The sequence below is a fragment of the Paenibacillus sp. S-38 genome, assembly GCF_049942825.1.
Classification (GTDB): Bacteria; Bacillota; Bacilli; order Paenibacillales; family NBRC-103111; genus Paenibacillus_G.
The window spans coordinates 6,821,571-6,833,898 of sequence record NZ_CP187970.1; the positions used below are offsets into that span (position 1 = coordinate 6,821,571).

Annotated in this window: 9 protein-coding genes and 1 pseudogene; 4 read left to right on the plus strand and 6 right to left on the minus strand. The window is 64.3% G+C overall.

Annotated features, from left to right (window positions below; genetic code table 11):
* Window positions 1-20: 20 nt before the first annotated feature.
* Window positions 21-911 (minus strand): DinB family protein, encoded by an 891-nt coding sequence (locus ACP26L_RS29765; RefSeq protein WP_426448948.1) that lies wholly within the window; start codon window positions 909-911, stop codon window positions 21-23.
* A 129-nt stretch (window positions 912-1,040) separates the two neighbouring features.
* On the opposite strand from ACP26L_RS29765, the gene ACP26L_RS29770 reads away from it, so the two are divergent.
* Together ACP26L_RS29770 and ACP26L_RS29775 are read left to right on the plus strand one after the other, a co-directional pair.
* Window positions 1,041-1,568, plus strand: coding sequence for a hypothetical protein (locus ACP26L_RS29770; protein WP_426448950.1), 528 nt, complete (start codon window positions 1,041-1,043; stop codon window positions 1,566-1,568).
* Between the two features lie 102 nt (window positions 1,569-1,670).
* Complete coding sequence (locus ACP26L_RS29775; protein ID WP_426448952.1) at window positions 1,671-1,799, plus strand: hypothetical protein; 129 nt, start codon at window positions 1,671-1,673, stop codon at window positions 1,797-1,799.
* A gap of 119 nt (window positions 1,800-1,918) precedes the next feature.
* Here ACP26L_RS29775 and ACP26L_RS29780 read toward each other — a convergent pair whose 3' ends face one another.
* From ACP26L_RS29780 to ACP26L_RS29790, 3 genes and pseudogenes are all read right to left on the minus strand, one after another.
* Window positions 1,919-2,518, minus strand: a complete 600-nt coding sequence (locus ACP26L_RS29780; protein WP_426448954.1) for a hypothetical protein — start codon at window positions 2,516-2,518, stop codon at window positions 1,919-1,921.
* A 227-nt stretch (window positions 2,519-2,745) separates the two neighbouring features.
* A complete protein-coding gene (locus tag ACP26L_RS29785) occupies window positions 2,746-3,570 on the minus strand; it encodes an Lhr family helicase (RefSeq protein WP_426455151.1) in 825 nt (274 codons plus the stop codon).
* 150 nt (window positions 3,571-3,720) lie between these two features.
* A pseudogene (locus ACP26L_RS29790) lies at window positions 3,721-7,140 on the minus strand (DEAD/DEAH box helicase); the annotation flags it as partial.
* A gap of 227 nt (window positions 7,141-7,367) precedes the next feature.
* On the opposite strand from ACP26L_RS29790, the gene ACP26L_RS29795 reads away from it, so the two are divergent.
* Together ACP26L_RS29795 and ACP26L_RS29800 are read left to right on the plus strand one after the other, a co-directional pair.
* On the plus strand, window positions 7,368-8,144 hold the full coding sequence (locus ACP26L_RS29795) for a MerR family transcriptional regulator (RefSeq protein WP_426448955.1): 777 nt from the start codon (window positions 7,368-7,370) through the stop codon (window positions 8,142-8,144).
* 432 nt (window positions 8,145-8,576) lie between these two features.
* On the plus strand, window positions 8,577-9,839 hold the full coding sequence (locus ACP26L_RS29800) for an MFS transporter (protein ID WP_426455152.1): 1,263 nt from the start codon (window positions 8,577-8,579) through the stop codon (window positions 9,837-9,839).
* 387 nt (window positions 9,840-10,226) lie between these two features.
* Here the strand turns inward: ACP26L_RS29800 and ACP26L_RS29805 are convergent, their stop codons facing one another.
* Together ACP26L_RS29805 and ACP26L_RS29810 are read right to left on the minus strand one after the other, a co-directional pair.
* Window positions 10,227-10,784, minus strand: coding sequence for a PadR family transcriptional regulator (locus tag ACP26L_RS29805; RefSeq protein WP_426448957.1), 558 nt, complete (start codon window positions 10,782-10,784; stop codon window positions 10,227-10,229).
* 12 nt (window positions 10,785-10,796) lie between these two features.
* Complete coding sequence (locus ACP26L_RS29810) at window positions 10,797-12,278, minus strand: MDR family MFS transporter (protein WP_426455153.1); 1,482 nt, start codon at window positions 12,276-12,278, stop codon at window positions 10,797-10,799.
* Between the last annotated feature and the right edge of the window lie 50 nt (window positions 12,279-12,328).

The following is a 12,328-nucleotide window of genomic DNA, read 5'->3' on the forward strand; positions in this document are numbered from 1 at the left end:
GCAGAGCGCTCCTGCCGCGATCAGCTCCACTCCTCCGGTGGATGCCCGTGCAGCGAACGGATCTCCGCAATCCGGCGCAGGTGGACGTTCACGTGACCGGCCATCTGTTTCATGAGGCGGCCGGCGCTCTCTTCACGGCCGTCCTTCGTGATCACGAAACGCCCCATTGCCCCCGGCACATGCCTGCAGATGGACAGCACATGCTCGCGGACTTGGCGGAACAGCTGCACCTCAGCCGCCACCGGCCGCTCTCCATAGCCCATCCCTTCGGCCCATTCGTCTTGATGAAACGGGGGACTTACGTATTTGCGGCCTGCCTTGGGGGAAGCGAGCGCGAATTTGAGCTTATGCAGTGCGGCGAGCTCCAGATCCACCAGATGCAGCACCTGCTGCCGGATGCTCCAGGAGCCCGCGGACAGGCTCCAATCCAGTTCTCGGTCATTCAGTCCCGACAGCACCGATTCCAGGCGTCCGGGGCCGTCGGCGAACATCGCCCGAATCGCTTCCTCCCGAGGAAACAGCTCCTGCCAATATACCGCGATTCCTCCGTCAGGAAGGTCCACGGCCAGAGAGCGCCAGCAGCCCGGCTCGGATTCGTCCGTGTACTCCGCACCCGCCGCCTGCAGCCGAGCCTCCAGCCGATTCAATGCGCCCTCTTCTCCCTCGGGATGGGACAGGTACAGCCGTTCTCCCGGCTTCAGACGTTTTGCTGCGAACGCGGCCCAACGGCCGGGCGCCTGTTCCCCTGCTCCCCTGCCCGCGAGCAGGACATGGCCTCCGCCGGACATCCGAAGCAGCACCCACCCTTCCTCGGAACTCGAATCCACCCGGTCCCACTCCAAGATATCCGAATACCAGCGCGATGCGCCCTCCGCATCCGTCGTTTCGATCACCAGCATCACCCTTGTCATGCCTTTCCCCTTTCCTCCAAAAAATCTCGCCCGCCCCCGCTTGACCGCGCCCCCTCTGGTTCATACTTGTAAGGAATCGAAAAAATACCTGCTTCCCTTAATCAAGCTCCGGACGGAGGATCGCCCCCTATGAATAAGCTTCTGCTGCCGCTGTCCGTTCTGCTGGCCGCGGCTCTGTTCCTGGCCGCCGTGATGGCCGACCGCCCGGCCGGCCCCGAAGCCGGGATCTTTCCCATGGCGGAGGAGATTACGGCCGCCCGGATACTTCCGGGCGGCGAAGAAGAAGGCACGGGATCCCCGGTAGACCTGAATCTGCCGGACGATGACAAGAACCGTCTGGAAATCGCGCGGATTGTGTACTGGCTCTCCATCGGCACCCTGCAGGGCGGCTTGAGCCGGCAGCCCCTGCCTTCCGGTGGACCTGAACAGCTCGTGATGGAAACGGCCGACGGAACGGTCCTCACCCTCACGAATGCGGTCGACCGGATCGCCATTCCGGCCAAGGACAGCTGGCTGAGCACCGGGGTTTCCGTCCCCCAGACGGTCAATGTACGGATCAATGAGCTGGCCGGCCGCATTACCGCCCCCGATCTCAAGCGCTGGATGGAAGAAGAACTGCCGCGCAGAATCGAAGAAAGCCGGAAGACGCCGCAGTAGCCTGCGGCCGTCTCCGGCTTGGCGGCGGAAAAATGCGGGCTCCCCTGCGTCAGCCAGATGCCGCTGTGCTGGCTTCAAAGGCCTCACCATTCCGCTTGGCCGGTGAGCCCCGGCCATGTTCCCCTGGTAACAGGCCCGAGGCTGCGCTGCCTGCTGCGGATCGGCCTCGTCGAGCTTGCGCTTGGCGGCAAGCAGCCGATTCCGCTGCGCTGGCTTCCCGTGAAGCCATAGGCCCGGGGCTGCATCTTTTCCCGCAAATGCACAGCCGAGCTGCCGGCTGCCGGACTGCATGCGTGCTTGCCTCCTGACGCATGCCCCCAGGCCTCAGCCGGCATCCGTCTTCACCAAGGCTATTTGGCAGGTTTCACTTCGAAGGCGCCGCTCTCCATGGGTGCTTTTCTCCGTTCCACCATGAAATAATAGAGGCCGGATTTCGGATCGGCGATCTCTTTGGCCTGCAGCAGCACGCCATTCTCCAGCAGGTTCATCTTGCGGATGGAAGCGTCGTACACCCGGCCCGAATACACCTTGATCGTGTGTCCGCTCTCCGCTTTGACAGCGAAGCTCATGGAATCATAGGGAACGTCCACCGACTGCGAAGCGTGGTAAGCCTCCCCCCTGTACCATCGGTACCCCTGCTCCCCTTTGGTAATGCTGGCCACCCCAAGCGCCCCATCAGCCCCGCCCGTCCGGGCCATGAAGAAGACGAAGGTTTCCGCTTCGTCCTTCTCCACGGAGAGCAGCCGCCCCTCCTCCGCCGCAAGTCCCGCCTTCACCGCTTCATCAACCGTAGGATACCAGGCCTTGCTGCCGTCCACCGGACCTGCCGTTTGGCCCGCCGCTTCCTCTGCCTGCTTCACCGCTGTGTCATTGTTCGGTGCGCATCCCGCCACCGCGGATACGAACAGAATGGCCGCCAGGAGCAGCCTTCCCCCTTGCCCTTGCCTCATGCCTATCACCCTTTCTTCCCCGACCCGGGAGCTGTCTATAGAAGCGTATAGAAGAGTGTATGCACTGGATGTCCATATTTTTACTTACCCGCTGGAGGGGAGGCTGTCCTCCTAAATTATGGTTTCATGGCGGAGCAGCCGGGGCCCGGTAGAAAAAGGCTTCCCCAGGCACCCCAGGCAGGCGCTTGGTCCCAAGGGAAATGCACAGGAAGTCGCCCCGCGCCAGGTTACCGCACCATGCTCGGCCACACGACAAGAGCGGCCCTGTCGGTCTCTGCTCCCAGCTCCCGGAGGGGACCTGCCGCCGGATGCTCCAGAACCGGCACGCCGTCCCACGTCTCGATGACGAGCTTGCGCACGCCGGGACGGCGGAGGTAAGCCGCCGCCAGCCCTCTCACCACGGCCCCGAACTCCTCCTCACCCGGAGCGAAGCCGTCCTCGCGGGGAAGCGTATGAATCCGGCGGCCGCCGCCCTCGCACCAGATCAGCCACCGGTCTCCGTGGAGCAGCAGATCGCAGCCGCTCTTGCGGGCGAAGGTGATGCCCTTCACGGCGGGCCAGCGGACGGTCAGGCCGAACGGATTCGCGGGGTCGGTCGCCGGCAGCAGGAGCACGCCCTGCCCTGCGCCGCTCTCCGGATCCGGCCGGCGCAAACTCTCGACCGTATCGGCGGCCGCATACTGCATGGCCGGAATGTCCTGCACCCAGAGACCGCGCGTGAGCATCCCCCAGCTCTCCAGCTGGCGCAGGGTGCCGTATACGGCATCCCAGCCCCACGGCAGCTGAGCCTTCACCAGGTCCCGGGTGAGCAGGCCCCAGCCGGCCAGCAGCCCTTTCACCCAAGCCGCCAGCGAGGCGCGCAGGTCCGGCTCGCTCGGCGCCTCCAGCGCGTACCAGCGCCCCGGCGGCGAGGGGATGCGCCCGGCTGTCCGCAGCGGCTTGGCCTTGGCGGCCGCCGGCCGCGTTCCCCCGCTGCCATGCTGCCGCAGCGGGGCGAACTGGTCGCTCGACACGAGCCCTTCCCAGGCCAGGGCGATGAGCTCGTCCGTCACCTCGGAGGGAAGCCGGTCGGTCTCCCGGGCCAGCGCAGTGACGAAGGAAGCGCCCCGCCGCCGCAGCACCTCAAGCAGCGGTGGCGCCTCCCCGCCCTGCGGCCGCGCGGCGAGCAGGGGGGCGTACAGCTCTTCCGCCTCCGTGAGGAAAAAGGCCACCCGCCCCTCCTTCTGCTTCGGCTCCCTGCGGCCGATCCAGAGCACCTCGCCGGCGGCGCAGAGCCCGTCGAGGGTTTCCTTGCGGTAGTCCGTCAGCCGCAGTGGGAACACCGTCCCCTCCCATTCGGAGAGGGGCAGGAAGCAGCCCTGCAGGCGCCCGATCACCTCGCGCAGCCCCTCTTCGCCGCTCAGGCGGCAGTCCGGGCGCACATGCTGCAGCTTCAGCAGCCGCGCGAGATACCGCTCGCCGGGGGCCGGCTCGGCCCTGCTGCGCATCGCATGCACGGCCTGCCGGATGCGGCGGGACTGCGCCTCGCGCGACACCCACGCAGACGGCTCGCCGTCCGATGCGGCTCCCGGGGCGGGCTCGATCCGCCCCTCCTCCGCCCAGACGGACACCGCCTCCGCCGCTGCCGCCGGCTTGATGCCGTAGCGGGCGGCCAGGCCGCGCACGGTGAAGGGCTCGGCGCTGCCGTCGACGCAGCGGGCGAGTACGAACCGCAGCGCCAGCGGATCGTCCGCGAGGCGCGCGTAGGTCTGCGCCTCCTCGGCCGCGATCCAGCGCTGCTCCCCGGCGAGGGGGACCTTCGCCGCCCGGCCCTGCGCCTCCAGCGCGGCGAGGGCCGAGGCCACGCCCGCCTCCCCCGCGCCGCCGGCATCGGCCGCGATCTCGCCGACGCTGCGGTCCCCCCGCCGCTTCAGGTAGCGCAGCAGCTCGCCGGGTTCCTCCGCGTCCAGCGCCTCTGCAGACGCGGATCCGCCGGGGCCCTCCTCCGTCAGCAGCGCCTGCACGGCGCTCTCGCCGAAGAGCGTGCCGGCCAGTGTCCGGTCAAGCCCCATCAGCTGCAGCTGGAGGTCCCGCGACACGACATCGGATTCATAGATCTGCGCACCCGCGAAGTCCGCCAGGAAGGCAGCCGCGAAGGGCGACGGGAACGCATTCTCGCACGTTTCCCACGCCGCGCGCCCTTCTTCGATATCCCGCAGCACAAGCTGCAGCCCTTCGGCGTCCAGTTCTTCCTCCAGACAGATCCTCATCGCCTCGCTGACAAAAGGAAACCGCTCCGCATAAGGCAGCGCTTCCCGCAGAAGCGATTCGCTGCGCATCCGCTTCTTCCATGCCGGCATCCGCTTGAAGCTCCGCGGCAGAAGCAGCGACGTCTCAGCCAGCCGGCGGAACACCGAGCCGAACAGGGGAGAGCCGGGCACCGCCTGGCGCAGCATGCCGATGACATTCCCGGAAGTGACGCTCCGTACGAGCGGCAGCACGGCCTCCATCGCCGTCCCGCCGACGTCCGGCCAGACGAACTGGATGCCGTTGTCCCGGGAATGGGCGTGGAGCCGATAAGGCAGCCGGCTCTCGAACAGCTGCTGCAGGGCCAGCTGCCACGTGCGGTTCAGCCGGCGCCCGAAAGGGCTGTGGATGATGAGATGATGCTGCTTCATCTCATCCTGGAACCGTTCGGCCACGATGCGCCGATGGGTAGGCAGCATGGAGACGGCCCTCTGCGACTTGACAAGACCGATCAGCTCCCCGGCGCTTCGCGCATCCAGAGTATAGGCCGCCCCAAGCCATTCCACCGTTCCGGGTTCCGTCTCCCCGCGGTCCAGCCTCTGCCCCAGCTCCTCCAGGAAGCGGCCGATCGACAGCGACAGCTCGAGGGAGCGGCCCTGCCCCTCGCCCCGCCAGAAGGGAATCTCGCTGAAGGCTTCCCCAGCCTCCGTCACATAGACGCGGTCGCCGGCGATCCGCTGGATTTTCCAGGAGGAGGTCCCCAGCTGGAACACATCCCCCACCCGGCTCTCATGGATATACTCTTCATCTAGCTCGCCGATATGGATGCGGGAGTCCGCGTGATGCACGGGATAAGCGGAGCCCTGCGGGATCGTGCCCGCCCCCATGATCGCCGCCATCGCCGTCACACTGCGGGGGGTGAGCTCCCCGCTCTCCCGGTTCCAGTCGAGCAGCGGCTTCACGAACGGATAGTAGCCGGAAAGCACCTCGAGCACCGACTCGAACCGCTCCCTCGGCAGCTCATGATACGAATCGCTGCGCCGCAGCACGGCGAAGACTTCGTCGACGGTCCAGACCCCGCCGGCCACCATGGCGGTGACCTGCTGGCATAGTACGCCCAGCGCAAGCCGCGGAATCCGGATCTCTTCGATCTCGCGCCGGCTCACCTTGGCGGCCAGGACTGCGCATTCCGCCAGCAGGCTGCGGCTGCGGGCCACGATGATCCCCCGGCTCTCGTCGCCCACGCCGTGGCCGGCCCGTCCGATCCGCTGGATGCCCGATGCGGCGCTCTTCGGCGAGTCGATCTGCAGCACGAGGTCGATGTGCCCCACATCGATGCCGAGCTCGAGCGACGAGGTCGCGACAAGACAGCGCAGCTCGCCGGCTTTGAGCGCGCGCTCCACTTCCAGGCGCTGCTCCCGGGACACGCTGCCGTGGTGCGAGCGGGCCAGCTCATAGCCGACATGGTCGTTGAGCCGCAGGGTCAGCCGCTCGCAGAGACGCCGGTTGTTCGTGAAGACGAGCACGGAGCGGGCGCCCTCCATCAGCTTCAGGATCCGCTCCGTAAGCGGCGCCCACAGGGCCTCCTGCCGGTCCTGGGTCACCGGCGCCTGCTCCGGCATCGTGACGGAGAGACGGAAGACCTTGTCCATCCGGCTCTCGATGATGTGAACGGGCCTCGGGCGTTCCGCCCCTTGCCCCGCTCCGTCCCCGCCGCTCTCCCAGCCGCCGAGATACTGCGCCACCCGGCCGATCGGGTTCTGCGTCGCGGACACGCCGATCCGCTGCGGCGTTCTTCCGCAGAGCGCCGTCAGCCGCTCCAGGGTGACGGAGAGATGCATGCCCCGGTCGCCGCCCGCGAGGTCATGGATCTCATCGACGATGAGATGCCGGACGTCCTTCAGCATCGCCTTGCCTTTCGCCGAAGTGAGCAGGATGTACAGCGACTCCGGCGTCGTCACCAGCACATCCGGCGGCTGCCGCAGCATCGCCGCCCGCGCCCTCTGCGTCGTGTCGCCGGTGCGCACGGCGGCACTCAGTCCGGGCCAGGGGAGACCCAGCCGCACGGCCTCCGCCGCAAGCTCCGGAATATAACCCATCACATGATGATGGACGTCATTGTTCAGCGCCTTCAGCGGCGTAATGTAGAGCAGGCGGACCTTGGGCGCCGCCTTCCCCTCCGCCTCCTTGTCCTTCACGATCCGGTCCAGACACGGCAGGAGTGCCGCCAGCGTTTTGCCCGAACCCGTTGGTGCGGCGATCAGCACATGCCTGCCCTCCTGCAGCGGACCCAGGGCCTGCAGCTGCACGTCCGTCCCCCCGCCGAAGCGCGTAAGGAACCAGGAGGACAGCACCGGGTGCAGCCCTTCTATCCGCTTTTTGTCATTGGCCTGCATGTCTGCATCCTCCCCGATCTGGAATGTATGTTCGTTCTCTCATCATAGCAAAGCACAGCCGAATTACCAACATATACAAATCCCCGTTCGCTTGCCCTCCCGCCATTATAGTAAGATGAAAACCAATGAAGAGTCCGGTTCCGGTTCAAGGCAAAAATCCGCTGCACACCCCATTGACTCTCACGGGGCGTGATAGCTTATCTTGGTTGCTGAGGAGGCGAAAACGCATGAAGCATACGGTCAAAGAAGTGGCGCAGGCATCCGGCGTCAGCGTGCGGACCCTGCACTATTATGACGAGATCGGCCTGCTGATCCCGCACCGGGACGAAGCGAACGGCTACCGCTATTACGGGGAGGAAGAGCTGCTCCGGCTGCAGCAGATCCTCTTCTTCCGGGAGCTCGATTTTCCGCTGGAGGAGATCCGCGGCCTGCTTGGCAGCGACTCATTCGACCGGATCGGGGCGCTGGAGGAGCACAAACGCCTGCTCGCCCTTCGGGCCGAACGTCTCCACACGCTAATGAACACGATCGATCAGACGATCGGCAGACTGAAGGGAGAGCGGACCATGAACAGCGATGAACTGTACGAAGGCTTCGACCGAAGCAAGCAGAAGCAGTACGAGCGCGAGATCATAGAAAGGTACGGGAAGCAGGCGGAAAAGCATATCGAGGAAAGTAGGGAGCGGAGGAAGGAGTGGACAAAAGAGGACTACGACCGGGTAAACGCCGAGTATGCCCAATTGAACCGGCGGATGACGGCCGTGCTGGAGAGCGAACTGGCTCCGGAGGGCCCGGAAGCCCAGGAGGTGGTGGCGGATCACTTCGGCGTCATCTCCCGCTTCTATACGCCCTCCGGGGAGATGTATGCGGGACTTGGCGACCTCTATACGGATCACCCCGACTTCCGCAAGCTGTATGAAGCGTTCCACCCCCGCCTCGCCGAGTATTGGCGGGACGCCATGAAGGCCTATGCGGCCTCCCGGCTGGGTGACGGGAGGCAATAGTGCCGGTATGTGAACACTCCAGTCCCCATCGGGGTGTTTGGCGCCGGGCGTTCCCGGCCTCCTCGAAAGTCTTGAACCCAGGGACTGCGGAAGGCCGGATTTTTTCCCTTTGAGGCAGATGAACAATCGATCGCTGAGACGCGAGCGTTCTCCTTCTTGGCCCCACCTTCTCATGTGTGATGTTTCCACAGGATTTTCCACGGAACACCCCTCCATCCTCAGGCCATTCTAAATGGAGATCATTCCTATGGGAGGCGTATCCTCGTGGCTCAATCCAAATCCTTAAAGAAACCTCTCCTCGGGCTGCCTGATGAGGAAACCCGCTCAGAAGAAGCTTCCTCTGCCGGGGGAGGTTTAACTACCGGAGACGGGTCCGGCTCCTCCAGCGCCCCCGGCGGGTCCTGGCTGCTCATTGCCGGCCTGCTCATCGCCATGCTGTTCTCGGCCCTCGAGGGCACGATTGTCGGCACAGCCATGCCGCGCATCGTCGGCGAGCTAGGCGGGCTCAGCCTGATGACCTGGCTCACCACCGCCTACATGCTCACTTCAACGATCGTTGTCCCGATCGCCGGCAAGCTTGCCGACCTGCTCGGCCGCAAATCCGTGTACGTGACCGGCCTCCTAATCTTCATGCTCGGCTCGGTGCTGATCGCGCTGGGTCTCCAAAGCCATAAGTCAGCCGGCCCCGTCCGGTTTGATATCGCCGGCATGGCGGCCATGATCGTGGGCGTCGTCTCTCTTCTGCTCGCCTTGAGCTTCGGCGGCGGACAATACGCCTGGGGTTCGTGGCAGATCATCGGCCTATTCGTGTTGTCCTTTGCCGCGCTAACCGTCTTCGTGAGGATCGAGTCGACGACCCCCGAGCCGATCCTGCCGGTCCGCCTCTTCCGCGACCGGACCTTCTCCATCGTGAACGCCATCGGTTTTCTCATGAGCATCGGCATGTTCGGCGCCATCATGTTCGTTCCCCTGTTCATGCAGGGGATCGTCGGGATCAGCGCCTCCGCTTCGGGCACCGTGATGACCCCGATGATGCTCAGCATGATTCTCGCGAGCATTGCCGGCGGCCAGCTTGTGCTCAAGGTCGGCGTCCGGCCCCAGATGACGGCCGGCATGATCATCATGGCCGGCGGCTTCCTCCTGCTGACCACGCTCGGCGTCAACACGACGAAGCTCTATGCCAGCGGCATCATGCTTGTCATTGGTCTTGGCATGGGCCTTGTCATGCCGCTGCTGACCCTGACCCTTCAGGAGCACTTCCCGAAGTCGGAGCTTGGCGTGGTCACCTCTTCGAGCACGTTCTTCCGGCAGATCGGCGGTACCTTCGGCATGACGCTGCTTGGTGTCGTCATGAACAGCCGGTCGGACACGCTGCTGTCGGCCAATCTGCTGCCGCTGCTGCACGGCCTGCCGGCGGAGGCGGCCGGGCTGGAAGAATCCATCACCCATATGGTGCATACGAACCCGCAGGCGCTTTACTCCGCCCTGCTCAGCCCGGAATCCCTGGCCCAGTTTCCGCCCGCTCTGCTCGGAAGCATCGTCCCGGTGATCAAGACTTCGCTGGTTTCTTCCCTGCATGCGGTGTTCTGGGCGGGTCTTGCCTTTGTGGTGCTCGGCGCGCTGCTCACCCCGTTTCTTGGCCGGGTCTCCGTCTCAAACCGCTCCAAGAGCCGGGAAGAGGCGGCGGCCGAATAGCGCTGGAACCCTCCGCCAAGCTTCTGTGGGCTGAATGTGACGTACGCAAGCGTCGGCACAATGCTTGGACCTTTGGCTGCTGCACCTCCCCATTTTTTCGCGGCTGCAGTGCCGGCATTGTGCTGACGGTGGCCCCCTCCACCGCACCTGACGATTTATCGATTGCAGGTGATACGAAACCAATAGAAGAAGCAGAGGCAGTCCGAAGGGACCTCCTCTGCTTCTTTTTTCGCTTCATTAATATACGTTATGCCCGAATATACGTTATGCCCGGTTCCCGGAAAATCACGGGCCGCATTCATGGCAGCGTCTCATCCAGAGTGACGTTGATTCAAGTGACGTGCGACACAGTGCCATTCGATCCATTGGCGTTCAGTCCAGTGACGCTCAATCCAGGGCCGAGCCTCTCTCGCCGAGCCGCCCGGCTCTGCAGTCGGCCAGCAGGCGCTCCATCCAGCGGAGCTCCGTCTCCGCATGCTCAAGGCGGCCCTTCATGATATACAGCACGCCGCGGGACACCTGCGGAATATGCTCCTCGTAAATTTCCTGCAGATGCCTTACAATGCAGCGCTGTTCCTCCGCTTTGGCTTCGAGGATCCCGGCAATCCGCTCCTGATCCCCGTGGCGTGCGAACATCAGGGCGGCATACATCGGGTGGAACACCGCCTTCGGATCCTCGAACTGCTCCAGGAGCAGCCCCCGGAAGAGGTCCCTCCCCGACTCGGTAATCCGGTACACCGTCCGGTCCGGGCGGCCGGCTTCGCTGATCACCTCCGCCGCGTCCACATGGCCCGATTTATGAAGCGTATCGATCGCATAGTAGAGGGAGCCTTCCTGCATCTTGATGTAGTTGAGCATCGCCCTCTCCTTCATCTTCTGGCGCATCTCGTACGGATGGCTGTCCCCTTCCATGAGCAGGCCCAGAATCACGAGCTTCATCGACATGCCCGTTCCCCCCTAGTGGCCCTGGGGAGACGGTCTGTCTTCTCTGCCTCCGGCCGGAATCTCCAGTCTGGCCCGTCCCATCAGCAGGATGAAAATAATGGCGATCGCCGCCATTATGATCGAGATCTGGAACACGTAAGCAATGGAGTCGGCCATACCTGCGATGAGCTTCTCCAGCACCGGCTTCGGCACCTGGGCCTGAAATTCCGGCGAGAGGAGCACCTGTGGATCCGCCGGCGTCTGCCCGCCCGCATCCGGCATGGATTCCGCGAGCCGCTTCTGCAGCGCCGAAGCCTGCAGGCTGCCAAGAACGGTCAGGCCTACGGCCGAGCCGATCGACCGGAAGAACGAGACGAGCGACGTGACGATGCCGCGGTAATGGAACGGGACGCCGTGGATCGAGGACACGGAAGTAACCGGGAACCCGGTGCCGATGCCAAGACCCATCAGAATCATGTACACGGTAATGAGCCAGCGCGGCGTATCCACGGTGATCATGCTGAGCAGGATCGTGGCCAGCAGGAGAAGGACCGCCGACCCCATCATAATATTGCGGTAAGGCAGGCGGGAGATGAAGCGGCCGCCAATTGCGCTGCTCGCCACGACTCCCAGCATCATCGGGGTGAGGACGAGGCCCGCACTGGTCGCCGAGCCTTGGAACACGCCCTGCACGAACAGCGGGATATAAGTGGCTCCCGCCATCATAATCGCCCCGTAGAAGAAGCTCGCTCCCATGCTCGCGGTGAAGACGCGGTTGCCGAACAGATCCAGCGGGATGATCGGCGCCGAGGCCCGGAGCTCGGCATACAAGAAGAGCAGGAAGAACACAACAGCTATAGCGAAGAGACCCAGAATCTGCGGCGACAGCCAGTCATACTCCTTGCCTCCAAGCTCCAGCCCGAACATGAGCGAGAGGGCGGAGACGGCGAAGACAACCGTGCCAAGCCAGTCGATCTTCTGGTTTGGATTGCTTGGAAGCACCGGATGGTAGAACATCCAGATGAGAATCAGCGAGACGATGCCGAGCGGCAGATTGATGTAGAAAATCCACGTCCAATCCACGTTATCGGTAAAATACGCTCCGGCCAGCGGTCCAAGGACGCTCGAGATGCCGAACACGGCGCCGAAGAGCCCCTGCATCTTCCCCCGCTTCTCCGGCGGGAAGATATCGAAGACGATGGCGAAGGTAATCGGCATCAGTGCGCCGCCGCCGATGCCCTGCACCGCCCGGTAGATGATGAGCTCGGTCATCGTGGACGAAGTGCCGCACAAGGCGGACCCGGCCATGAAGACGACGAGGCCGATCAGGAAGAACAGCTTGCGCCCGTACATGTCGCCGAGCTTGCCGAAGATCGGCATCGACACGACATTGGCGATCAGGTACGCCGAGAACACCCAGACGTAGTACTCCAGACCGCCGAGCAGGCCTACAATCGTCGGCATCGCCGTGGAGACGATCGTCTGGTCCAGGGAAGCGAGCAGAAGGCCCAGCATAAGGCCGGCCACGGTCCACGGAATGTTGGATTTCCTCGGAGAGGAAGCGT